This is a genomic window from Amycolatopsis halotolerans (genome assembly GCF_042647905.1).
Taxonomy (GTDB): Bacteria; Actinomycetota; Actinomycetes; order Mycobacteriales; family Pseudonocardiaceae; genus Amycolatopsis; species Amycolatopsis halotolerans.
The window spans coordinates 96,661-119,252 of the sequence record NZ_JBHRWI010000022.1 but is presented as its reverse complement, the minus strand read 5'-3'; the positions used below and the strand labels follow the sequence as shown (position 1 = coordinate 119,252).

Genomic DNA, 22,592 nt, shown 5'->3' with positions numbered 1-22,592 from the left:
TCACTGGCGCGGGCCTCGGTCGTACCCGAGGTCCGCGCTGAGCGCCGGACGGTCGAGCTTCTGGCCAACACCGCCGCGTACGCCGCGAGTTTCACCGGGCCGCTCCCTCTGCCGCCCGCCAAGCACGTCGCGGTGCTCGCCTGCATGGACGCCCGCCTCAACGTCTACGGGGTTCTCGGCCTCGACGAAGGCGACGCGCACGTCATCCGCAACGCGGGCGGCGTCGTCACCGAGGACGAGATCCGTTCTCTCGCCATCAGCCAGCGGCTGCTCGGCACCACGGAAATCATTCTGATCCACCACACCGACTGCGGCATGCTCACTTTCGGCGACGACGAATTCCGGAACTCGATCCGGCGGGAAACCGGCATCAAGCCCGCTTGGGCCGCCGAGGCGTTCACCGACCGCGAGGAGGACGTCCGCCAGTCCCTCGCGCGGATTCGGACCAGCCCCTTCATTCCGCACCAGGATTCCGTCCGCGGCTTCGTTTTCGACGTCGCCACCGGGAATCTCGCCGAGGTCGGCTAGGCGAGGAACGCGTGCGGGTCGGTGTAGAGCGCGTCCAGTTGCACCGCCCCCGCGGCGACGCCGAGCAGGTCCTGGCCGGGGAAACTCGTCGGGAGCACCCGGCTCGCCGCGTCGACGCGTCCCCGGGACCGGGCCGAGACCTCCGCGCGCACCGCGTCCCGGCAGGCGGGCAGATCCGCGATCCCCGGTTCGGCGACCACCAATACCTCGGGGTTGACCACGTCGAACAACAGCGCCGCCGCCCGGCCAATCGTGCGGGCCCGGCCGAGCAGGACGTCGAGCGCGGCCGGATCGCCGGACCCGGCCGCCTCGACCACGTCCGCGATGGACACTCGTCCGGCGCGAGCGGTGACCGCCCATTCGGCCGCGTCGGCTTCGAAACAGCCGGGGCGTCCGCAGGCGCATCGCGTGCCCGGCGCGCCGAGCGGGAGGTGCGCGACGGTGCCCGCCGCCGAGCCCGGGCCGCGGTACAGCCGTCCGCCGGACACGATCGCGGCGTCGACCACGTTGCCGACGAACAGGTGCACCAGCGATCCGCAGCCGCGCGCGGCGCCGAACATCGCCTCCGCCGAGGCCAGCGCGCGGGCGTGCCCGTCGACCCGGGTGGGCAGGCCGGACAGCTCCGCCAGGATCGGCCCGGCGGGCACGTCGTACCAGCCGAGCGAGGAATGCTCGACAAGCACGCCGGCGTCCGGGTCGACCCAGCCGCCGCTGGCCACGCCGAGTCCCACCGGAATGCGGCCTTTCTGGTGGTGCTGCCGGAATTCCCGCAGCCGCGCGGCTGTCCCGGCGAGGATCCGCTCGGGCTCGCCGCCGGGATGCGGCACCTGTTCCGAGGCCAGGACGCGGCCGCGCAGGTCGAGTGCGGCGAGCGTGGCGAAGTGGTGGGCGATGTGCACGCCGAATACCACGTGCCGGTCGGCGGCGATGTCGAGTTCGGTCCGGGGCCGTCCGGCCCGGCGGTCCGGCGGCTGGGCCGCCGGGCGTGTGGCGAGGAGGCCGAGGCCGACGAGGCTCGCGCACTGCCTGCTGACACCGGCCGGGCTGAGACCGGTCAGTTCCGCGATGGCGTCGCGGGCCAGCGGGCCGCGCGCGAGGACGGTCCGGAGCACGGCCGCGGCGGAGGTGATGCCGGGATCGCGCGCGAGAACACTCGTCGTCATCGATCAGCTCCCGGCTCGCTCTTCACGCCCGTGAGGGGAACTCTGAGTCCGTCAGGGTTCCCCTCACGGACCGCACCAGCGCCGGTCTCACCGTTCAGCTCGTGATCGGATCCGCGCCCGGGCGCAGCGGCGGGCCGATCGCCAGGCTGGACGCCGGTGCGCGGCCCTTCCCCCACCCGAGCCGTTCCCGGTAGCTGCCCAGCAAGCCGCCGTCCGTCAGCAGATCGGCGTCCTTCGCCATCGCCCCCTCCGGTTCCGGCGACGTCCGCGGCGAGACGAACAACGCGTCGACCGGGCAGTTCGCCTCGCAGTGGAAGCACGTCTGGCAATCGTCGTGCCTGCTGATCACCGGGATGCCGTCGGCGCCGCGGTCGAAGACGTTCGTCGGACAGACCGTGACGCATTTGTCGCAGGCGATGCAGCGTTCCGCGGACACCAACTCGATCACGACACCGCCTCCACGACTGTCCTTTCCGGACGAACCCAAACCGTGTCGAGACCGCCGGAGTGCAGGCGATGCCGCTGCGCCGGGTCCTGCGAGCGGAAATCGAGCCGCTTCGCCATGCCCCGGGTTTCGGTACGAGCCAGCGCCGACCGGTACATCCACCGTGCGTGCGCGGCCATCGCCGCCGCCTGCCGGGTGCGGACGGACAGTTCGCCGGAGCCGCCGAGCGACGTTCGCAGCCGCGTCCAGATGTCGTCCAGCGAGGCGAGCGCCGGGGTCAGCACGTTCCCGTGCCGCAGGTAGTTCTTGTCGTAGGGCAGGACTTCGCGCTGGATCGCGGCGATCACCTCGCGGTGGTCTCCGTCGACACGTCCGCTCGGCCGGAGCCCGGCTTCGCCGAGCGCGAGCGTCCGGCGGTGGTGCGCACGGGAACCCAGCGACCGGGCGTAACGAGCGGCTCCCCGCCCGGCCCAGGTGCCCGACGACATCGCCCAGGCGGCGTTGTGGCTGCCGCCGCCGGTGAAACCGCCGCAGATCAGTTCGCGGGTGGCCGCGTCGCCCGCCGCGTACAGGCCGGGAACCGTGGTGGCGCAGTCGTCCGAGACGATCCGGATGCCGCCGGTTCCGCGGACCGTGCCCTCGGCGATCAGGGTGATCGGGAACCTCTCGGTGAACGGGTCGATGCCCATCCGGTCGAAAGCGAGGAAGAAGTTCGGCTGGGCCAGCCGCATCGCCGCGCGGGCCTGTTCATCGGCCCGGTCCAAGCGGCAGTACACCTTGCCGCGCAGCAGTTCCCGCGCGATCGGCGAGCGCCGGACGCCGCTGGCTCCCTCGAGCACGCTGCCGTCGGCCCGGAAGAACGTGGCGAAGTGGTAGAACGCGGTCTTGGTGACCGAGGTGCCTTCCGGCGCGATGCCGTAGGCGTTGGAGAACTCCATGCCGGACAGGTCGGCCCCGGCCTCGGCGGCGAACAGCGCGCCGTCCCCGGTGTTGACGTCGCAGCCCAGCGCCTTCGACAGGAACGCGCAGCCGCCGGTGGCCAGCACGACCGCGCCGGCCCGCACCCGGTAGTCCTGCCCGCCCTGCCGCTGGTGGCCGGCCGCGCCCGCGACCGCCCCGGAGGGACCGGCGAGCAGTTCGGTCACCGGGCTGTGGTCGAGGATCCGCACCCCCGCGCGCCGGACGAGAACCCGCATGCGGCGCAGGTATTCCGGGCCGTGGAGGCCGTTGCGGAGCTGGCGTCCGTCCGGGCCGACGGGGAACGGGAACCGGGCCGAGACCGCGAGTTCGTTGACCCGTTCGTAGGTCTCGTCCAGCACCCGGGCCGCCCACCTCCGGTCGGCGAGCCTGCCGCCGAGTTCCTCGCGCGAGTCCATCGCCGCCTCCCGCGCGGCCGGGTCCGGGGGCACGTACCAGACGCCGGTGCCCGCGGCGGCCGTCGCGCCGCTGGTTCCGCAGTATCCTTTGTCCGCCAGTACGACATCCGCGCCGTCGCGGGCCGCGTGCAGCGCCGCCCACGTCGCGGCCGGTCCGCCGCCCGCCACGAACACGTCGGCGGTCAAGTCGAGCGTTTCCATCAGGTGGTCCCTTCTCAGCGATCCGTGCGCCAGGACGTGAACCGCCGTTCGACGGTCACGAGCAACTGGTTGAACGCGACGCCGAGAACGGAGATCGCGACGATTCCGGCGTACATCTGCGGGATGGCGAAGTTGTACTGCGAGAAGTTGATCAGGTACCCGAGCCCGGCCTTCGCGCCGACCATCTCCGCGGCGATCACGACGACGATCGCCGCCGCGCCCGCGAGCCGGATCCCGGTGAAGATCGTGGGCACCGACGCGGGCAGGACCACCCGGGCGAACAACCGCGGCGCCGACAGGTCCAGCGAGCGCGCCAGTTTGAGCAGGGTCGGGTCGACGGAGCGCACCGCGCTGATGGTGTTGAGCAGGACCGGCCAGGTGCAGGCGTAGAAGACGATGGCGATCTTCGAGGTCTCGCCGATGCCGAGGATCAGCACGAACACCGGCAGCAGCGCCAGCGCCGCGGTGTTGAGGAACACCTGCACCAGCGGGGTCAGCACGTCCGAAACCGGTTTGTACCAGCCGATCAGCACGCCGAGCGGCACCGCGGTCACGACGGCGAGGGCGAATCCGGCCAGCGACCGGGTCAGGCTGGCCCCGGCGTTGGAGGCGAGCTGCCCGTTGCCCGCCAGGTCCGCCAGCGCGCCGAGGACGGTGTGGAACGGCGGCAGGAAAACCGGGTCCACCAGGCCCGCGCGCGGGGCGATCTCCCACGCCGCGAGCAGGAGGATCAGCGCGATGCTCTTCACGAAGGCCGCCTGGAGCCGGCCGCGTCCGGCTCCAGGGCGGGTTGCCGCGGGCTCCGTCCGCTCGGTTCTCGTGGTCTCCGGGACAGTGGTGACGCTCATGCTCCGACGGCCTCCTTCTCCAGTTCGCGCGCCCGGGCCACCTCGTCGTGCAGCAGTTCCCAGATCGCGTGCCGGTACCGGGCGAACTCGCCGGTCGAGCGGACGTCCGCCACGTCGTCGCGCCCCGGCAGATCGATGTCGACCACGCTCTTCACCCGGCCCGGCCGCGACGTCAGCACCACGACGCGCTGTCCCAAGTAGACGGCCTCGTCGATGCTGTGGGTGATGAACAGGACAGTTTTCCCGGTACGCCGCCAGATCCGCAGCAGCTCGTCCTGCAGCGACTCCCGGGTCTGGGCGTCCAGCGCGGCGAACGGCTCGTCCATCAGCAGCACGTCCGGGTCATAGGCGAGGCTGCGCGCGATGGCGACTCGCTGTTTCATGCCGCCGGACAGCTCGTGCGGATGCCGGTCGGCGAACTCCAGCAGGCCGACGAGATCGAGGTACTCCCTCGCCCGCCGCGCCCGGTCGGCCCGGCGCACCCCGGTCGCCTCCAGGCCGAATTCGACGTTGCCCCGCGCGGTGCGCCACGGCAGCAACGCGTACTGCTGGAACACGATCCCCCGGTCCCGGCCGGGCCCGCGCACCGGCGCTCCGTCGAGCTGGATCAGCCCGGTGTCCGGTTCGGCGAGCCCGCCGAGCAGATCGAGCAGCGTCGATTTGCCGCAGCCGCTCGGCCCGACGATCACCGCGAACTCGCCCGCGCCGATCTCCAGGTCGATCCCGGCCAGCGCGGTCAGTCCGCCGCCGGAACCCCGGACCGGAAAGGTCTTGCCGACATCGGCGAACCTGATTCCGCTGTGCACCCCGCTCATCACTGGCCCTTCGCGTACGAGTTGAACTTGTTGGTGTAGAGGTCGCCCGCCTTGACCGAACCCGGCCGGATGTCGCCGCGCCCGCCCAGCCAGTCGATCCAGAGCTGCAGTTCCTTGTCGGTGATCACGCCGCCGTTGTCCGCGACGCCCCAGGAATTCCAGTACTTCAGCGGGTCGGTGTCCTCGTTCCGGTTGCGGCCCTTGACGATCTTCGTGAAGCGTTCGATGACCTTCTCGCGCGGCGTGGTCTTGCTCCATTCGATGGCCTTGGCCACTCCGCTGACGAACGTGCGCACGGTGTCCGGATTGCGTTCGATGAAGTCCTTTCGCAGCACGTAGGTTCCGGCGGTGAACGCGCCGAGCAGCTCGTAGTCGGTGAACAACGGCCGGATGCCGCCGCGCGCGAGCGCCTTGTCGCGCAGGATGCCGTCCAGCACGGCCACCTCGATGTTGCCCTGGCGCAGCGATAGTTCGGTGTTCACCGGGGGCAGCGCGACCGGTTCCGCCTTGGCTATGTCCTCTTTGGACAGTCCGTGGCGCTGGAGGTAGATGTCGAGCATCGCCTCGGAGTGCGCGCCGAGGGTGTTCATGCCGATCTTCTTGCCCGCCAGGTCGTGCGGGCCGCGGATCGGACTGTTTTCCAGCACGTAGAAACCGTTGAACTCCAGCTTGTCCACGCCGTAGTAGCCGAGCACGGAGGTGATCGGGGCCCCGGCCGCGGCGAGTTTGACGACCGCTCCGTTGAACGCGCCGCCGAAGTCCACCTGGCCGGTCGCCGCGGACTGGATGTCCTGCGGCCCGCTGATCGTATCGCCCACCCACTGCAGCGTCACGTCGCCGAGATAGCCCAGGTCGGCGGCGAGTTCGGGCGGCGTGACCTGGCCCGCCCAGCCCTGGTAGCGCAGGGTTTTCGTGGTGCCGCCGCTCGCCGCGGCGCAGCCGGCCGCCGTCGCCGCGAGCCCCGCGAGGGCAAGTCCCAGAAAGTTCCTTCGGCTCGTGGTCACGGTGGCACGTCCTTTTTTCGCACAGGGGAAAAGGGAGCACGGAATTGCCGGAAGCGGCGTGCGGATCAGGCTGGCAGCAGGCTTTCCGGCAGGCAACGACGTCCCACATCCCGGACTCGGGCCCGCTGCCCGGATTCTGGGACGAATTTGTTTCACCCTGAGCGCAATCTTGCTTTCCGGGCGCGCGGGCGCCCAGTCTTGAAGGCAGCCGAGCACACCGAATGGGAGTACCTGATGACCCTCGCCGACGCAGTGGACACGCGCCTCGCCGTACACAAGATCGGTGCCGACATCGGCGCCCGCATCAACGGAATCCGGCTCGGCGGCGACCTGCCCGCCGACACCGTCGCGCGGATCCGGGACGCCTTGCTCGCGAACAAGGTCATCTTTTTCCGCGAGCAGCACCACCTCGACGACGAAGGGCAGCAGGCGTTCGCCCGGCTGCTCGGCGGGCTCACGCAGCCGCATCCGACCGTCCGCAGCACCGGACTGGGGAACATCCTGCCGATCGACGCGCAGCACGGAAAAGCCAACAGCTGGCATTCCGACGTCACGTTCGTCGACCGGATCCCCGCGATCAGCCTGCTGCGCGCGGTCACCCTCCCCGCCTACGGCGGCAGCACGACGTGGGCGAACACCGCGAACGCGTACGCCAAGCTGCCCGCGTCGCTGCAGTCGCTGGCGGAGCGGCTGTGGGCGGTGCACACCAACGCCCACGACTACGCCGGCCGCGCGGACGAATACCGCGTCGGCGGGGTCGACGTGAAGGAACAGTCCTATCGCGACGAATTCCGGTCCGAGATCTACGAAACCGAACATCCGGTCGTCCGGGTCCACCCGGAAACCGGCGAACGGGTCCTGCTGCTGGGGCACTTCGTGAAGCGGCTGGTCGGCTTGTCCAGCACCGAATCGGCGGCGATCTTCGAACTGCTGCAGGCCCGCGTGACCCGGCTGGAGAACACTGTGCGCTGGCAATGGGCGCCGGGCGACGTCGCGATCTGGGACAACCGCGCCAGCCAGCATTACGGCGTCGCGGATTACGACGATCTTCCTCGCCGCTTGCACCGGGTCACTGTTTCGGGCGACGTGCCGGTGAGTGTCGACGGGGTCCGCAGCACCGCGCGGGTCGGTGACGCGGCGGCGTATTCGCCGCTGGCCTGAACCCGTGTCCGGCCGTGCTGCGGTTCAGCACGGCCGGACACGTTCGTTTTCAGCCCAGTCGCGGGAAGAGGGCGCGGGCGTTGGCGGAGTCGATCGCGCGGGATTGTTCGGCGGTCAGTCCGCTCTGGGTGTCGAGGATTTCGGTGAAGCGGGTGGCGACTGGCAGTGGGGCGTAGGGGAAGTCGCTGCCGTAGAGGATCTTTGCGGGGTCGGCGAACCGGGTGAGGGCGCCGAATGCGTATTCGCCCGAGGACAGTGCGGTGTCCCAGTAGAAGCTGCGGAACCGGGCGAGGAGTTCGTCTTCGGTGGGTCCGGCGGGGTTGAGCGCGGTCTGGATCTGGCAGAACCGCAGGGCCGCGTAGGGGACGAAGCCGCCCGCGTGGGAGAGGATGATGCGCACGTTCGGGTAGCGTTCGGTGATCCCGTGGACCACCATGTGCACGGCGTTGCGGGTGGTGTCGAACGGGTAGTCCACCATCGGTCCGGGAACCTCGGGCAGCACCGGGAGGAGCGGGTGCGCGGGGTGGATGAACACCACCGCGCGGTGCCGCTCCAGCGCTTCCCACAACGGCGCGTAGCGGTCGTCGCCGAGGTAGACGCCGTCGTAGTTCGACAGCAGCACCACGCCGTCGACGCGCAGCTGGTCGAAGGCGTAGTCGGCCTCGGCGACCGCGCCGTCGACGTCCGGCAGCGGGAGAGTCGCGAAGTTCCCGAACCGGTCCGGGCGCTCGCGGACGAGTCCGCCGGTGTAGTCGTTGACCCGCCGCGCCATCTCGCGACGCGCCGTGCCTTCCCAGCCCGCCACGCTCGGGGCGGTGAGCGACAGTACGCTGGTGGCGATGCCGTTGGCGTCCATGAATTTCAGGTGGTCGTCCGGCGTCCATTGTGGAACGGTCCAGCCTGAGGGGTCGCCGCCGTGCTGGGCGAGGGCCTCGCCCCAGAAGGGAGGGACCAGGTGGGTGTGGACGTCGATGCGTTCGTGTTCGCTCATGACTCCACCGTCTCTCCCCGGCGCCAGTGGCGGGAGGGGGAGGATCCGATCCCCCTCCCCCGGAGTCTTTGCTGATGGCGCGCGATCCTCGGCTGGCGCAGCTCGGGGCGTTCCTGCACGCCCGCCGCGACGAAGCCCCGCCGCCCGCCTCCGAGACGGGCCGCCGGCAGGTGCCGGGTCTGCGCCGCGCGGAGGTCGCGGCTCGTGCGTTCGTCAGCGACGAGTACTACACCAGGATCGAGCAGGGCCGGGTCCTGCCCAGCGCCGACGTGGTCCGCCGCGTCGCCGCGGCCCTGGAACTGGACGACGACCAGACCCGGTACGCGCTGGATCTCCTGGCCGAGCCGGTCGCCCTGCCGGAGAATCCGGAGCCGAGCGATCCGCTGCGCCGCCTGGTCGAGCGGATGGGCGACGTGCCCGCCCTCCTCGTCGGACCGGCCACCGCGATCCTCGCCTGGAACCCCGCCGCCGCCCGACTGCTCACCGACTTCGGAACCGTCCCGCCGGAGCAACGCCGCTTCGTCCAGATGGTGTTCACCGACCCCGTCCTGCAAAGCCGGTTCACCGACCTGGAAGCCATGCAGCGCACCGTGATCGGCGTCGTCCGCGCCAGCACCCCGGCAGGCCCGCCCACCGGAGACTGGATCGACGACCTGCTCCGCACCAACCCCGACTTCAAGACCCTATGGGAACGCAACGACGTCGTCCGCCCGCACACGCACCTCCGTGTGCGGCTCCGGCTGCCGGGCGGAGTCGAGGAGACGGTGGACCAGGTGGTGCTGCAGGTGGTCGACGATCCCCATCAGCGGCTGATCGCGTTCGTCCCGGCCGGGTAGAAAGCCTCCGCCGGAGCCAGGGCTCACGGGCCGGGACAGCCGCCGCGGACGCGCAGTCGGCTTCGCCGCCCGGGTCTCGCTCGCGAACACCGCTTCCGGCGGGTGCCCGGTCAGGTCCGCCGCGGGCCCGTCGGCGGCCGCCTCCCGCACCGGCGGGCGAAGACGGCGGCGATGCCCGTCAGGCGCCAGGCCGGTCCTCGCCGTCGGCCGGCGCCGAGTCGGCGATCCTGTTGATCGCCTTGGACACCGCCAGGGTCGCGTGCACCTGGGCCTCGGCGGTCTTGTTGCTTTCCATGGCTTTCACCGCCGCTTCCTCATGCCCTTCCGAATCATTGCGAATTTTCTTCTCGTTCATTTCCTCTCCAGATTTCCGGCCCCCGGTACAAGTTTTCCAGAATGTGCTTCGGCAAACCACTCAGCCTTCGCTTTCACGCAAAATAACGCCCGCTTCACCCGGATGGCCGCACCCGGACGCAAGGAAGCTCACAGTAAGGCGCGGCGACCGCGCAAGCGAAAGAGCCGTACCGCCATTGCGGGAGCAGAACCGCGCGAGGGACACCGCAACCGGATGGCAGACGCACCCGAAAACGCTCACAGTCTCGATTTCGCCGAATTTCTCCCGGCAACGGTTCCCGCCCCGGGCCTAGGCGGATTTGCATTCCCGCGTCGCCCGCAATTCAGTCGCGCATCCGTGCGCGCGGCAGCCGCCTCGAAAGAGTGGCGCTTCGATTGATTCGTTGTGGCGGCCGGCGGTCCCTTGCCATAGTCGGCACGCTCGACGATCACCGAGGCGTCTCCGCGGAAGCGGGCCCTTTTCCGGATTTCTGGAGTGGTTATGGTTGGCAGATCCCTGGAACTCGTTTCCTTCCGCACCAGCGGCGTCGCCGCGGGCGAAATCGTCGTGGCCGACCGGTTCGGCCATCCGCGCCGGGGCGCGGTGCGATGCCCGACGGCACCGCTTCTCGCCGAGCTCGCCCGCGGGCTCGGGTTCCGGGCACGGGTGGCCGATGTGCGCGCGGAGGAAGCGGAGGAGGCGGCCGGCGACGCGGTCGTCTGCGCGATGTCGTATCTGGACCATGACGGCAGACCGGCGGGATCGGCGGTGGCGGCCCGGATCGCCGACGAGCACGGGCGGGCGGCGGCGCGGGATCTGATCGGGCAGTGGTCGTCAGCGGTCCGCACCAGGCGGCTTCTGATCGCGGTGTCCGAAACAGGAGAGGCAACGGAGCGGGCGGTGGCGTCGGTGGCGGCCTCGGCGCGCGGATTCGCGCTGCTCGGCGACACCGTGCTCGTGGTCGGGTCGCCGGAGACCGCCGCGGCGGTCGTCGCGTGTGCCCGGCGGGCCGAGGTGCGGGCAGCCGCGCCGGACCGCCCTGGGCCCCTGAGCGGGATCGATCCCGACCGGGTCTCCTATGTAGTGGCGCCGGAGACACCCGTCGAGGACGCGGCCGAGACAGTGAAGGCGTTGCGGCGCCGGTTCCCGCGATTGCGCGGACCGCATCCTCGCGAGTTCGGGTACGCGGCTTCGGATCGGCGCGAGGCGGTGCGCTCGGTGGCCGCCGCCAGCGACGTGCTGCTGGTCTGCGGTCCGGAAGGCGCGCGGGCGGGCGAGGAACTGCTCGGATGGGCCGGGGGAATCTGCCCGGCGCACCGGGTCGGCAGGCTCGCGGACTTGCGCGCCGGGTGGCTGTCCGGCGCGGCCACCGTGGGCATGGCCGTGGCGGGTCCCGCCGGGGCGGAAATCGCCGACGAGGTGGCGACGGCTTTGTCCGGTCTCGGGCCGCTCGCGGTCGTGCGCCGCCGCGTCGTCACCGAACCGCTCCGCGGCGCCGGGGAGATCCGGCCCCGAACCGGCACCGCGACAGGCCCCGCGCGTCACGCCGCCGCCCGGCAGAGCTCGGCCGCTTTGTACGCCACCGCGCGGGCGGCGGAATAGCCGGCGTGCGGCCGCAGGCGGGCCCGCAGCGTGGCCAGCGCGGTGTCGGCGCGCCGGGAGCACAAGTGGGGGTAATCGTCGAGGAATTCGTTCCATGACTGGCACGCGCGGTCCAGCTCGCCGGCGTCGAGGTGCAGTTCGGCCAGCCGGGCCAGGGTGATCGCCCGGGCCCGGCGCTCCGTCGCGGACCGGTGGCGCAGGGAGCGGGTCAACGCGGAGACCGCGGCACGCCGCTCCCCCAGGCAGGCCCGGACGGCCGCGTGGTGGTGCGACAGGGCGGCGGAGTGATAGGAGCCCACCGGGACCGCGACGTCGCTCGCCTGGCCCAGGTAGGTTTCAGCGGCCCGCAGATGAGCCACCGCACGGCGATGGTCGGCCGTCGCGGCCTCGGCGACGGCGACTTGCCCGGTCAGGAAGGCCCGGGCGCGCGCGGGAGCGTGCCCGGGCAACGCGCGCGCCGCCGCGGTCGCCAGGTTCACCGCCGGTGTCCGGTGGCCCAGCATCCGGGCCTGCACGCTCAACGCCCGCAACGTGATGGCGTACTGCACGGCGTCCCCGGCAGCGCGGGACAGGCGGGCGGCGACGAGGTAGTACCGCTGGGCGGCGCCGTGCGACTCGTCGTCGAAGCACAAGAAACCGCACAGGTAACACAGCTGGGCCGCGGTGACGAACAACTCGGTGCGCACGGCCGGCGCCGCGTCCGAGCGCAGCCAGGGTGCGACCGTGGTCTGCAAGTAGCGCACCAGAGCCGGGCGGGCGTGCCCGCCGCCGAACATCAGATCGGCGGCGGAGAACAGTTCGAGCATCGCCTTCGCGGCGTCGAGTTCGGCGCGTTCGAGCTTGCCCGCGCCGTCCGCCGGGCGCGCCGTCGCCGCGACACCGGCCAGATCGGCCCAGCCGGGGACGGACAGAGCCGCCAGGCTGTAGACGCAGCCGGCGACGGTGCGACGGCTGGCCGCGCCGTCCTCGCACAGGTTCACCAGCTCAGCGGCGACGCCGGTGTGCCATCCCGGCGGAGGCGCGACGGACGCGGCGCGTTCCAGCCCGGTGTCCGCCGCCGTGACGCGGCGGCCCAGGCGGCGGGTGAACGCTTCGGCCACCAGCTCCGGCACCGGAGGGCGGGGCCGCGTTCCGGAAAGCCAATGCGCGACCCCGGTGCGGTCGTACCGCAGCCGCAGCCCCATCTCGGCGCCCAGTTCGTTGGTGTGGTTCGCCAGCGTCTGACCGGTCCATCCGGATTCGGCGAGCAGATTCCGGAGCACATGGTTCGGCGCCACCCAGGTCCCTTCGTCGACGACAGTGCCACAGCGTCCGGAGCCCCGGACGGTCTCGCCGGATACATCCGCCGCTTCGCGCTCGTGCGACCGGCGAAACAGGGTTCGGCGAAGTGTTCTGCCGGAGATTTACCCGCTGGAACTCCGGTTCAACTGCGCCATCCGGGTGTGTCTCGCCGGGCGTTCGCCGTCGCGGCGAGATTTCGGGCGACGCCCGCCGGGGCCGTTCAACAGCGTCCGTGCGTGCAACAACCCGGGCACCGTCGGCGTCTTGGCCGGCGATGCCGTCGCGGGCTTACTGGGAAGGGCAGTCCCGCCCGGCATTGAGGAGTTTCGATGACCACGATCCTGCTGGCCGGCGGGCCGGCTTCCCTCGACCCGGTCCGCACGCTGCCCGACGGGCACCTCCCGCCGCGGCTGTCAGTCGACCACCGCAGCGGGCACGAGCATTTCGAACGCACCGACGGGCGCGACGTCGTCCGGGGCGAACTGGTCCGCGTGTTCCGCTGGAGCTACCGCACCGCGATCGCCGAATAGCGCGGAAACCGGTTTTCCCGCACAACCGCCCGAAATCGGGACACAACGCGGTCCTGATCTTTCCGACCGTTTCCGTCTACCCGAGGAGTTCATCGCAGTGGCCAGCCGCCCGCAGCAGCACCCGGTCGCGATCGTCGGCATGGACTGCCGGTTCCCCGGCGGAGCCGACTCCCCCGGCGACTACTGGGCAGTTTTGGCCGAGGAGCGCCATTTCTCCGCTCCGCTGCCCGCGAACCGCGGCTGGGACCTCGCGTGGCTGAACGATCCGGAGGCTTCCGCCACCGGCGCGACCCCGATCCGGCGAGGCGGGTTCTTCGACGACGTGAGCGGGTTCGACGCCGGCTTCTTCGGGCTCGCGCCCCGCGAGGCGACGCTGATGGATCCGCAGCAGCGGATGCTCGCGGAGAGCGTGTGGCGGGCGGTGGAGTCCGCGCGCATCCCGCCGCGTTCCCTCCGGCGCTCGCGCACCGGCGTCTACGTGGGCATCAGCGATTCCAACTACCACGCGGTCGGTGAGCCGGGCGGCGGAGCGAACGCGGACCTGGCGACCGGAAGCTCGATCAGCGTCGCCTCCGGCCGCATCTCGTACCTGCTGGACCTCCGCGGGCCGGCCCTTTCGGTGGACACCGCGTGCTCGTCGAGCCTCGTGGCCGCCCACACGGCGGTGCGGGCGTTGAGATCGGGCGAATGCGATCTCGCGATCGCTTCCGGCGTGTGCGTGCTCGCGACGCCCGACCTGCTGGTCAGATACGGCCGCGCGGGCGCGCTGACCGGGGACGGCCGGTGCAAGGCGTTCGCCGCGGAGGCGGACGGGTTCGCGCCGGCCGAAGGCGTCGTCTCGGTCGTGCTGATGCCGCTCCGGCGAGCGATGGAGACGCGACGCCCGGTGCTGGCGGTCGTCCGCGGCAGCGCGGTCAACCACGACGGCGCCGAGGCGGGGCTGACCGTGCCCTCCGGTCCCGCCCAGCGGGCCCTGATCGCCGAGGCGCTCGACGACGCCGCGCTGAGCCCCGGTCAGGTCGACCTGGTGGAAGCGCACGGCACCGGCACCAAGGTGGGCGACCCGATCGAAGCCCGCTCGATCCAGCTCGCCTACGCCGCTTCCCGCGCCCCTCGGCTGCCGGTGTGGATCGGGTCGGGCAAATCCAACGTCGGGCACACGCAGCAGGCGGCGGGACTCGCCGGTCTGGCCAAGGTCGTCCTCGCGATGGCCAACGAACGCATGCCCGCCACCCTCCACGCGGGCAACCCGACGTCCGATGTGGACTGGTCGGCGGGAAGCATGGTGCTGCTCCGGGAAGCACGGGATTGGCCGCGCGGCGACCGGGTGCGCCGCGCGGGCGTCCTGTCCTACGGCATCGGCGGGACGAACGCCCACCTAATAGTCGAGGAACCGCCGGAGACCGCCCCGCGCCGCCGCGCGCACTCCGCCGGCGGCCCGGGACGGGCGCCGACGCTGTGGCCGTTGTCCGCGGCCTCGGACCGTGCTTTGCGCGAGCAGGCCGCCTCCCTCGCCCGGTGGGTGCGCGCCGCTCCCTCCGCTGTTCCCGCCGACATCGGGCATTCCCTGGCGACCACCCGAAGCGCGTTGCCCGAGCGGGCCGTCGTGCGCGGCGAGGACACGCCGGAACTGCTCGCCGGGCTGAATTCGCTGGCCGCCACCGGAAACGTGCCCGAGCGCGGCGCGCGGGCCCGGGCGCACGACAACGCTTCGCCGGTGTTCGTGTTCCCCGGGCAGGGAGCGCACTGGGCGGGCATGGGCGCCCAGTTGTGGGACGAGTCCCCGGTGTTCGCCGAGGCGCTGCGCCGCTGCGCGAAGGCACTGGCCCCCTGGATCGACTTCGACGTCGTGGACGTGCTGCGCGGAGCGGGCGGCTCGGCGCTGGAAAACTCCGAGGTGGTCCAGCCCGCACTGTTCGCGATGTATGTGTCCCTGGCGGAAATGTGGGCGGCGCAAGGGGTTCGTCCTTCCGCGGTGATCGGGCACAGCCAGGGCGAGATCGCCGCCGCACAGGTCTCCGGCGCGCTCTCTCTCGCGGACGCGGCCCGGGTGACGGCCGTGCGCAGCAGAGCGCTCCGGGCGATCGCCGCGACCGGTGCCATGGCTTCGCTCGCCCTGCCCGCGCAGCGGGCCGAAGCGTTGCTCGGCCGCTGGCGCGGGGCGCTGGAAGTCGCGGCGGTCAACGGCCCGGCCGCCACGACCGTGGGCGGGGACGCCGACGCCGTCGACGACTTGCTCCGGCACTGCGACGAGGAAGGCGTCCGGGCACGGCGGGTGGCCGTCGACTACGCGTCGCACTGTTTCCACATGGAACCGCTCAGCGAAGAACTGCCCGCGCGGCTCGCCGGCCTTCGGCCGCGCGTCCCCGACGTCCCGGTGTTTTCTTCGGTGCCCGGGGAAACCGGGACCGGCCCGCTGATGAATCCCCGCTACTGGTACCGGGGCCTGCGCCGCACCGTCCGGTTCGACCAGGCCGTCCGGCGCGCGCTGGAGAGCGGGCACCGGCGGTTCGTCGAGGTGTCCCCGCACCCGATGCTGGTGAGCCCGATCCGGGAGATCGCCGCCGATCTCGGGGCCGACGCGAGCACGGTGCCGACGCTGCGCCGCGGCGCGGGCGGCGGCGAGGAGTTCGCGGACGCGGTGGCGGCGGCGTGGACCGCCGGCGTCCGGGTGGACTGGTCCCGGCGGTACCCGGACGCCGAGGAGGTGGATCTGCCGACCTACCGGTTCCAGCGGACCAGCTACTGGATTCCGGGGAAGTCCCGCGCGCCCGGCCTGGCGCCGGCCGGCGGGCACCCGTGGCTGACGGCCCCGACCGACCTTCCGGACGGTTCCGCGGTGCACACCGGGCAGCTGTCCTCGGCCGCTGAACCGTGGCTGGCCGACCACGCGGTGTTCGGCGGAGCCCTGCTGCCCGCCGCCGCCATGGTGGAACTGCTCCTCCACGCCGCTTCCGAACGCGGGCTCAGCCGGTTGGAAGACATCGCGCTGGACGCGCCGCTCCCGCTGACCGACGATCCCACGGACATCCAGGTGCATGCCGGAGCACCGGACCGGCACGGGCGGCACCCGCTCAGCCTGCACTCCCGCGCCCGCCACCCCGGGGTGCCGTGGATCCGCAACGCCGTCGCCGTCGCCGTCGAGCACGAAGACTCCCAGCACGACGACGCTGTCCCCTGGCCGCCCGGCGACGCCGCTCCCGTCGACCTGGCGGAGCACTACCGGACGCTGGCCCGGAAGGGTTACCAGTACGGACCGTCCTTCCGCGCCATGACGGCGGCCTGGCGCACCAGCGAGCGCGTCTCGCACACCGAGGCCGCATTGTCCGGCCGGCAACCGGCAGGCAGCGGCTTCATCATCTGCCCGCCCCTGCTGGACGCCGCCCTGCACGGCTTGGCCCTCGACGGGAACGACCGGCAGATCCTGCTGCCCTCCGCGATCGACTCGATCACCGTGCACCGGCCGGGCGCCACGACGTTGCGCTCGGTTCTCGTCGAGAACTCCGGCCGCACGGACGTGCACTCCGCCGACGCTTCCGGCAGGGCTGTCCTCGACATCGAGGGCCTGCGGCTGCGCCCGGTCTCCGCCCGCGCGCTCCGCGCCGCGCACACCGCGGGCGACGCCCTCGCCTTCGACGTCTCCTGGCGCACCGTCGAACCGCCCGCCGCCGCTCCCGCGCCGAATCGCTGGGAAGCCGTCGGCTCTCGCGACGATCTGCCCGCGTCAGCGGTCCACGGCAGCATGGCCGAGCTGATCGCCGCGCTCGCCGCCGGCGGACCGCCGCCCGAGGTGGTCTGGCTGGACTGCCGAGGCCCGGTTCGCGAGGCCCCGGACGCGGCGCGGGTCCGGGAACGGCTGAACCGCACGATGGCCGACGCCCAGGCGTTTCTGGCCGAACCGGCGCTGGCGCGCTCCGTGCTGGTCCTGCTGACCCGCCGGGCCCACAGCACGTCGTTCGGAGAGCCGGTCGACGACCTCCCGGCGGCGGCCTGCGCCGGCCTGCTCGGCTCGGTCCAGAACGAGCACCCCGGCTCGGTGCGGCTGATCGATCTCGGCGACGCACCCCCGGACCCGGCGGTGCTCGCGGCCGCCGTGGCCGCGGACCGGCCGCGGATCGCGGTGCGCGGCAAGCAGTTCCTGGTACCGCGGTTCCGCCGCGCGGACCACGACGCGCTGGCGCTCCCGCCCGGCGGCTCGCCGTGGCGGCTGGCAGCCGCCTCCTCGCACACTTTCGAGGACATCGCGGCGGTCGGCGCGGCGGAGCTGTGCGCCCCCGCGGGCGAAGGGAAAGTCCGGGTGCGGGTCGCGGCGGCCGGCGTGAATTTCCGCGACACGCTCGTGTGCCTCGGCATCCTCCGCGCGGACCACCTCGGCTGGGAGGTCGCGGGCACGGTCGCCGAGACCGGCCCCGGCGTCGCCGGAACGCGCGCGGGCGACCAGGTCATGGCTTTCACCGGGCAGAACGGCGGCTACGCCTCCACTGTCGAAGTGGACCACCGTTACGTTTTCCCGATCCCGCGCGGGTGGACTTTCGCCCAGGCCGCAAGCGTCACGGTCGCGTTCGTCACCGCCTATCACGCGCTGCACGACCTCGCCGGGGTACGCCGCGGCGACAAGGTGCTCGTGCACGCGGCGGCCGGCGGAGTAGGCGCCGCCGCTGTCCAGCTCCTTCGTGCCTGCGGCGCGGAGGTTTACGCCACGGCCAGCCCGGCGAAGCACGATCTCGTCGCGGCGGAGGGTGTCCCGCCCGGCCGCATCGCCGACTCTCGCTCCCTCGAGTTCGAACCGCGGCTGCGCGAAGCGAGCGGCGGCACCGGATTCGACGTCGTGCTGGGCAGTCTCGCCGGAGAATTCGTGGACGCGTCGCTGCGGCTGGTGCGCCAAGGAGGCCGGTACGTCGAAATGGGCGCGCGGGACGTCCGCGATTCCGACGAGGTCGCCGCCCGGCACCCCGGCGTCGCCTACCACGCGTTCCGGCTGCTGGACCATCCGCCGCAGACGTTCCGGCGGGCCTTCGCCGCGCTTCTCCCGATGTTCGAAGAAGGGATCCTCCGGCCGCCGCCCGCCCAGCGGTGGGGCGTCCGCTACGCGCGCCAGGCACTGCGCCGGCTCAGCCAGGGCCGTACCGCGGGCAAAGCGATCCTGGCCCTGCCGCGAGAACTCGCCTCGGACGGGACTGTTCTCGTCACCGGCGGCACCGGCGCCCTCGGCGGGTTGCTGGCCGGTCACCTCGCCGCCGCGCACCGCGTACGACACCTGCTGCTGGTCAGCCGCCGCGGCGCCGAAGCGCCCGGAGCCGAGGACCTCCGCCGCAGGCTGGCCTCGCTCGGCGCCTCGGTCTCGTTCGCCGCCTGCGACACGGCCGACCGGGCGAGCCTCGCCGCCGTGCTCGCCAGCGTTCCCTCCGCGCACCCGCTGACCGCGGTCGTGCACGCCGCGGGAGCGCTGGACGACGGCCTGTTCGCCGAGATGACGCCCGAACGGCTGGACACCGTGTTGCGCGCCAAGACGGACGCGGCTGTCAACCTGCACGAGCTGACCCGGGACCTGGACCTGCGGGCGTTCGTGCTCTACTCCAGCCTGGTGGGCGTGACGGGCGCGCCGGGACAGTCCGCCTACGCCGCGGCCAACGCCTTCCTCGACGCACTGGCCCACCACCGCCGACAGCTCGGGTTGCCGGCCGTCTCCATCGCCTGGGGCTACTGGCGCGAGGAAACCTCGCTGACCGCCCGGCTCGGAACCACGGACTGGGCTCGCGTGGCCCGGCAAGGGTTCGCCCCGATGGCCGCCGAGCAGGCCCTGAGCGGTTTCGACGCCGCGGTCGAACTCGACCGGCCCGCGGTGGTCGTCACCGCGCTGCGAGAACTCGGCCGAGAAGCATCGGAGCTGCTCTCCGACCTGCCCCGGCCAACCCGGCGCGGCGCCGCCGTCGACAGCGAAAACGACGACGACACGGACCTCGCGGCTCTTCTCGGCAAACCCGCCGGAGAACGGCTGGAAGCGCTCAGCGAACTGGTGCGCACCCACGCCGCCGCCATCCTCGGCCACTCCGGCCCCGGCGACGTGCGGCCGGACCAGCCCTTCCCGCAAGCCGGTTTCGATTCCCTCGCCTCGGTCGAACTCCGCACCAGGCTCGCCAACGCCGTCGGCGCCCGGGTCGCGGCCACCGCCCTGCTCGACCACCCCACGCCCGTGTCGCTGGCCCGGCACCTCGACACCGTTCTCGGCGGCGCCGCTGAACCGCGGAGCACCGCCGCCCAGCCGGAGTCATTCGTCGCCACCGTCCTGACCGCCTGGCGCGACGGCGACGAGGCGCGGGCGCGCCGTCTGCTCGACGCGGCGGCGCGGCAGCGGCCGGCCGGCGGGCTTCCCGCGCCCGCTTGGCAACGGCTCACCTCGGCTCCGGCTCCGCTCCGGATGGTGTGCGTGCCTCCCATCATCACCTCGGACGTCGCGTCGCCCTACGACCGGCTCGCCGCGGATCTCGAAGGCTCCGGCGAACTGTGGACCGCGCGGCTGCCGGGATTCCTCGAAAACGAACCGGTGCCCCGCAGCCTCGCCGACCTGTGCGAGACGTGGGCGCGGGCGCTGCCGGGAGACCCGGCCGAGCCGCTGTTCCTGCTCGGGCATTCGTCGGGCGGCCTGCTCGCCCACTGCCTCGCGGAAGTCCTGCGGCAGCAAGGAACAACAGTGCGGGGGCTCGTCCTGCTCGACTCCGTCAGCCCGGCCGCGGCGCCGGACTCGGTCGTGCGGGAGACCCTCGGCCGGCTGGCCCGGGCCGCCGCCGCGCTGAGCCCGGCCGCCCTGACCGCCTTCCACCGCTACGAACGGCTGCTCAACGACTGGTCCCTCGCACCGTCGAAGGCGCCCGTCTTGTTCGTCCATCCGCACGACAGCCGGCTGCACGATCTCTGGCCGGGCCAGCGGGACGCGCACGCCGTCAGCGGCACCCACCTTTCCATGATCGAGGAACACGCACCGGAAACCGCGCGCGCCATCCGCCACTGGCTCGGCCGCCAGCGCCCCGCCGCATAAGGAGAAGACCCCATGGGAACCCCTGATTCCGTTGCTCCGCACAGTCATCCCGCGAAGCCGGACCTGCTTGCGGAAGACCTGATCGGCACCTGGCTGCTGGACGAACTGTGCCTCTCGCGTCAGCGGCGGAGCGTGCGGCCGCGCTGCCGGGGAACGCTGCTCTATACCTCCTCCGGGCACTTCTCCGCCACGATCCACGTTTCGTCCCGCCGGATGCCTCAGGTCGGCAAATCCCTCGGCTACACCGGGACCTACACCGTGGAGCGAGGAGTCGTCACCCACCACGCCCTGGTCGCGACCTGGCCGTTCGGCGCGGGAAGCAGGCAACTGCGCTGGGCCGCGCTGATCCCGGGCGACGCTTCGGCCGATCTGCTGCGGCTCAGCGGCGATCCGGAGCGGCCAGTGCAGTTCCTGCTGACGTGGCACCGGGTCGCGCACGCCGGGTGACGAGAACGTGCCTTCCGCTACGGGCGCGTCCCGCCGCCGGGGCTTCCCGGAGCGGTCAGCGACCACAGGGCCGATTCCTCGACCGGCACCGCGTCGGTGCCGTCGTCGCCCCATCGCGCGCCTTCGTCGCAATCCGCCCACAGCAACCTGGTTCGCCAATGCAGGGCGGCCTCGTACGTGACGCCCATCGCGCCGTGCAGCTGGTGCGCGGTTTGAGCGATGCGCGGGACCGCAGTCGCGGCGACCTCGCGGGCGGTGGCCAGTGCGAAGGCGAGTGCGCCGTCGTCGCCGAAAAGGCGGGACCGCACCTCGTGCGTGACCGTTTCCAGTTGCCGGACATCGACTTTCAGCTGTCCCAGCGTGGTCCGCACCGCGGGGATGGCGGTCAGCGGCTTGCCGAACTGGACGCGTTCGGTCACGTACCGCCGGGCTTCGGCGACCGCGCCCTTGGCCGCGCCGAGCATCTCCTGGAGCCGGAGGACTTCGGACAACGCGGTGAGCCGCAACGGGATTTCCGTCGGTGGCACCAGGGAATACGGCCGGTCCGCGAGATCTCGTCCGGCTTCGGCGAACGCGCTGCCGTCGGCGGCGACGCGAACGTCCGCGATCGGCGCCCAGATTCCTTGCGCGGCCGGGTGCACGGCGATGGCGTCCACTGTGGACAGCGGACTCCCGGCGCGGGCGACCAGCGTCTGGCGGAGCGGGAGCGCGATCCCGCCGCGGCCAAGGGCCGTGACCGCGCCGCAGGCCGCATCGATGAGGTCTCGTTCCGGTGCGTCGGCGCGGAGGTCGTCCAGGATGGCGGTCCAGCCGAGCCTGGCGGCGATCCGCCACTGCTCGCGCAGGTCGCCGGGCCGTTCCCAGCCCGCGATCACCTCGCTGACCGAGGCGTCCAGGTCGGCTTCCAGGGTGTGCGTGGTCATCAGTTGTCCCTAGCGATCATCGACAGCATGACGGGGGCGGCGCCGCCCCGGATGCCTGAGGCGGGCGAGGCGGCGAGCGCCTGGTCGTAAAGCGCGCGTACGGCCGGAGCGGCACGCGGCATCAGTGGCCGAGCCCATTCGATGACGCTCAGCTCGAACTGGTGGCCGAGGTATTTGCTCGTCGCGGCGGGCACGACCGGGGAGCCGCCCGCGTCGAGCACCTGCGCGGTTTCCAGCACCCAGGCGCGCAGGATCTGCAACCGCGCGGCCAGTGCGCGCAGTCCACGCCGGGCGGCGTCGTCGGCTAGTCCCGCGGCGAGCACGGCGGACAGCAGCGGATAGGTCGAGAGGAACCGTTCCGGACCGCCCCGCTCGAACGCGAGCTGCCCGACGACCTGCCGCCAGCCCTCGCTGACGCGGCCGATCGCCCACCGTTCCGGAACGGCCACCTCGTCCAGGACGACCTCGTTGAAGTGGTGTTCGCCGCGCAAGTCCAGGATCGGCGTGACGGTGATCCCCGGGGAATCCAGCGCGACGACGAACTCCGTCAATCCGTCGTGGCGGTCGACTTCCCGGGAGGTGCGGGCGAGGACGTACAAGTGGCTCGCCCGGTGCGCGCCGCTGGTCCAGATCTTGCGCCCGGTGATGCGCCAGCCGTCGCCGTCCCGGACGGCGGACGTGCGCAGCGACGCCAGGTCCGAACCGGCGTCGGGCTCGCTCATCCCCAGCGCGAAGGTGCATTCCGCGCGCGCCAGCGGCGGGCAGAACTCCTCTTGCAGCTCGGGGCCGCCGTGCCGGAGCAGGGTCGGCCCGATCTGCCGTTCTCCCACCCAGTGCGCCGCCAGCGGAGCACCGGCGCGCAGCAGTTCCTCGGTGACGACGAGCCGGTCGACCGCCGTCCCGCCACCGCCGCCGAGGCGCTCGGGCCAGGAAACGGCCAGCAGCCCGGCTTTGCCGAGTTCGCGGCTGAAATCCAGGTCGTAGGAGCCCGCCCAGGAATCGCAACGCGGAGTGAACGGGTGGGCGGCGAGGAAATCCCGCACGCGGCGACGAAGCTCTTCGGTCATCTGG

General features: G+C 72.2%; 18 protein-coding genes. 7 read left to right on the top strand and 11 right to left on the bottom strand.

Annotated features, from left to right (window positions below; translation table 11 throughout):
- Positions 1-3 precede the first annotated feature (3 nt).
- The gene (locus ACFORO_RS19130; RefSeq protein WP_377870965.1) at positions 4-528 is read left to right on the top strand and encodes a beta-class carbonic anhydrase; all 525 of its coding nucleotides are present in this window, start codon (positions 4-6) and stop codon (positions 526-528) included.
- Here the strand turns inward: ACFORO_RS19130 and ACFORO_RS19125 are convergent.
- The 6 genes from ACFORO_RS19125 to ACFORO_RS19100 all read right to left on the bottom strand — a co-directional run bounded on the left by ACFORO_RS19125 (position 525) and on the right by ACFORO_RS19100 (position 6,380).
- A complete protein-coding gene (locus ACFORO_RS19125) occupies positions 525-1,691 on the bottom strand; it encodes an ROK family transcriptional regulator (RefSeq protein ID WP_377870853.1) in 1,167 nt (388 codons plus the stop codon). The two genes, ACFORO_RS19130 and ACFORO_RS19125, sit on opposite strands and share 4 nt — an antisense overlap.
- Positions 1,692-1,785: 94 nt before the next feature.
- Positions 1,786-2,139: a 4Fe-4S dicluster domain-containing protein gene (locus tag ACFORO_RS19120; RefSeq protein ID WP_377870855.1), complete on the bottom strand. Its 354-nt coding sequence runs from the start codon at positions 2,137-2,139 to the stop codon at positions 1,786-1,788.
- Entirely contained in the window at positions 2,136-3,713 is a 1,578-nt protein-coding gene (locus ACFORO_RS19115) for an FAD-dependent oxidoreductase (RefSeq protein WP_377870856.1), read from the bottom strand. Before ACFORO_RS19115 ends, ACFORO_RS19120 begins: the two co-directional genes overlap by 4 nt.
- A 14-nt stretch (positions 3,714-3,727) precedes the next feature.
- Entirely contained in the window at positions 3,728-4,561 is an 834-nt protein-coding gene (locus ACFORO_RS19110) for an ABC transporter permease (RefSeq protein WP_377870858.1), read from the bottom strand.
- The gene (locus tag ACFORO_RS19105) at positions 4,558-5,376 is read right to left on the bottom strand and encodes an ABC transporter ATP-binding protein (protein ID WP_377870859.1); all 819 of its coding nucleotides are present in this window, start codon (positions 5,374-5,376) and stop codon (positions 4,558-4,560) included. The genes ACFORO_RS19110 and ACFORO_RS19105 overlap by 4 nt, the downstream gene beginning before the upstream one ends.
- Positions 5,376-6,380 carry an ABC transporter substrate-binding protein gene (locus ACFORO_RS19100; protein ID WP_377870860.1) on the bottom strand — a complete coding sequence of 335 codons (1,005 nt, stop codon included), beginning with the start codon at positions 6,378-6,380 and terminating at the stop codon, positions 5,376-5,378. The genes ACFORO_RS19105 and ACFORO_RS19100 overlap by 1 nt, the downstream gene beginning before the upstream one ends.
- 234 nt (positions 6,381-6,614) lie before the next feature.
- On the opposite strand from ACFORO_RS19100, the gene ACFORO_RS19095 reads away from it, so the two are divergent.
- Positions 6,615-7,541, top strand: coding sequence for a TauD/TfdA dioxygenase family protein (locus tag ACFORO_RS19095; protein WP_377870861.1), 927 nt, complete (start codon positions 6,615-6,617; stop codon positions 7,539-7,541).
- A gap of 49 nt (positions 7,542-7,590) precedes the next feature.
- Here the strand turns inward: ACFORO_RS19095 and ACFORO_RS19090 are convergent, their stop codons facing one another.
- Complete coding sequence (locus ACFORO_RS19090) at positions 7,591-8,532, bottom strand: amidohydrolase family protein (RefSeq protein WP_377870862.1); 942 nt, start codon at positions 8,530-8,532, stop codon at positions 7,591-7,593.
- Between the two features lie 74 nt (positions 8,533-8,606).
- Here ACFORO_RS19090 and ACFORO_RS19085 point away from each other — a divergent pair, with 74 nt between their 5' ends.
- Positions 8,607-9,368 carry a helix-turn-helix domain-containing protein gene (locus tag ACFORO_RS19085; protein ID WP_377870863.1) on the top strand — a complete coding sequence of 254 codons (762 nt, stop codon included), beginning with the start codon at positions 8,607-8,609 and terminating at the stop codon, positions 9,366-9,368.
- Between the two features lie 178 nt (positions 9,369-9,546).
- Here the strand turns inward: ACFORO_RS19085 and ACFORO_RS19080 are convergent, their stop codons facing one another.
- Positions 9,547-9,723, bottom strand: a complete 177-nt coding sequence (locus tag ACFORO_RS19080; RefSeq protein ID WP_354735460.1) for a hypothetical protein — start codon at positions 9,721-9,723, stop codon at positions 9,547-9,549.
- Between the two features lie 480 nt (positions 9,724-10,203).
- On the opposite strand from ACFORO_RS19080, the gene ACFORO_RS19075 reads away from it, so the two are divergent.
- A complete protein-coding gene (locus ACFORO_RS19075; protein ID WP_377870864.1) occupies positions 10,204-11,304 on the top strand; it encodes a hypothetical protein in 1,101 nt (366 codons plus the stop codon).
- Here the strand turns inward: ACFORO_RS19075 and ACFORO_RS19070 are convergent.
- Positions 11,244-12,581: a hypothetical protein gene (locus ACFORO_RS19070; protein WP_377870865.1), complete on the bottom strand. Its 1,338-nt coding sequence runs from the start codon at positions 12,579-12,581 to the stop codon at positions 11,244-11,246. The two genes, ACFORO_RS19075 and ACFORO_RS19070, sit on opposite strands and share 61 nt — an antisense overlap.
- A gap of 333 nt (positions 12,582-12,914) precedes the next feature.
- Between ACFORO_RS19070 and ACFORO_RS19065 the strand changes: the two genes are divergently transcribed.
- From ACFORO_RS19065 to ACFORO_RS19055, 3 genes are all read left to right on the top strand, one after another.
- The gene (locus ACFORO_RS19065; RefSeq protein ID WP_377870866.1) at positions 12,915-13,115 is read left to right on the top strand and encodes a DUF5988 family protein; all 201 of its coding nucleotides are present in this window, start codon (positions 12,915-12,917) and stop codon (positions 13,113-13,115) included.
- A 97-nt stretch (positions 13,116-13,212) separates the two neighbouring features.
- On the top strand, positions 13,213-20,151 hold the full coding sequence (locus ACFORO_RS19060; RefSeq protein ID WP_377896599.1) for an SDR family NAD(P)-dependent oxidoreductase: 6,939 nt from the start codon (positions 13,213-13,215) through the stop codon (positions 20,149-20,151).
- Between the two features lie 12 nt (positions 20,152-20,163).
- Positions 20,164-20,598 carry a lipocalin-like domain-containing protein gene (locus ACFORO_RS19055; protein WP_377870869.1) on the top strand — a complete coding sequence of 145 codons (435 nt, stop codon included), beginning with the start codon at positions 20,164-20,166 and terminating at the stop codon, positions 20,596-20,598.
- Between the two features lie 17 nt (positions 20,599-20,615).
- On the opposite strand, the gene ACFORO_RS19050 is transcribed toward ACFORO_RS19055, so the two are convergent.
- Entirely contained in the window at positions 20,616-21,521 is a 906-nt protein-coding gene (locus ACFORO_RS19050) for an acyl-CoA dehydrogenase family protein (protein ID WP_377870870.1), read from the bottom strand.
- Positions 21,521-22,588: an acyl-CoA dehydrogenase family protein gene (locus ACFORO_RS19045; protein WP_377870871.1), complete on the bottom strand. Its 1,068-nt coding sequence runs from the start codon at positions 22,586-22,588 to the stop codon at positions 21,521-21,523. Before ACFORO_RS19045 ends, ACFORO_RS19050 begins: the two co-directional genes overlap by 1 nt.
- Positions 22,589-22,592: the final 4 nt, after the last annotated feature.

Coding starts and splice junctions, on each gene's coding strand:
- ACFORO_RS19095 (WP_377870861.1), top strand. CDS start 6,615: ATGACCCTCGCCGACGCAGTGGACACGCGCCTCGCCGTACACAAGATC.
- ACFORO_RS19045 (WP_377870871.1), bottom strand. CDS start 22,588: ATGACCGAAGAGCTTCGTCGCCGCGTGCGGGATTTCCTCGCCGCCCAC.
- ACFORO_RS19085 (WP_377870863.1), top strand. CDS start 8,607: ATGGCGCGCGATCCTCGGCTGGCGCAGCTCGGGGCGTTCCTGCACGCC.
- ACFORO_RS19065 (WP_377870866.1), top strand. CDS start 12,915: ATGACCACGATCCTGCTGGCCGGCGGGCCGGCTTCCCTCGACCCGGTC.
- ACFORO_RS19125 (WP_377870853.1), bottom strand. CDS start 1,691: ATGACGACGAGTGTTCTCGCGCGCGATCCCGGCATCACCTCCGCCGCG.
- ACFORO_RS19080 (WP_354735460.1), bottom strand. CDS start 9,723: ATGAACGAGAAGAAAATTCGCAATGATTCGGAAGGGCATGAGGAAGCG.
- ACFORO_RS19110 (WP_377870858.1), bottom strand. CDS start 4,561: ATGAGCGTCACCACTGTCCCGGAGACCACGAGAACCGAGCGGACGGAG.
- ACFORO_RS19090 (WP_377870862.1), bottom strand. CDS start 8,532: ATGAGCGAACACGAACGCATCGACGTCCACACCCACCTGGTCCCTCCC.
- ACFORO_RS19105 (WP_377870859.1), bottom strand. CDS start 5,376: ATGAGCGGGGTGCACAGCGGAATCAGGTTCGCCGATGTCGGCAAGACC.
- ACFORO_RS19055 (WP_377870869.1), top strand. CDS start 20,164: ATGGGAACCCCTGATTCCGTTGCTCCGCACAGTCATCCCGCGAAGCCG.
- ACFORO_RS19115 (WP_377870856.1), bottom strand. CDS start 3,713: ATGGAAACGCTCGACTTGACCGCCGACGTGTTCGTGGCGGGCGGCGGA.
- ACFORO_RS19075 (WP_377870864.1), top strand. CDS start 10,204: ATGGTTGGCAGATCCCTGGAACTCGTTTCCTTCCGCACCAGCGGCGTC.
- ACFORO_RS19050 (WP_377870870.1), bottom strand. CDS start 21,521: ATGACCACGCACACCCTGGAAGCCGACCTGGACGCCTCGGTCAGCGAG.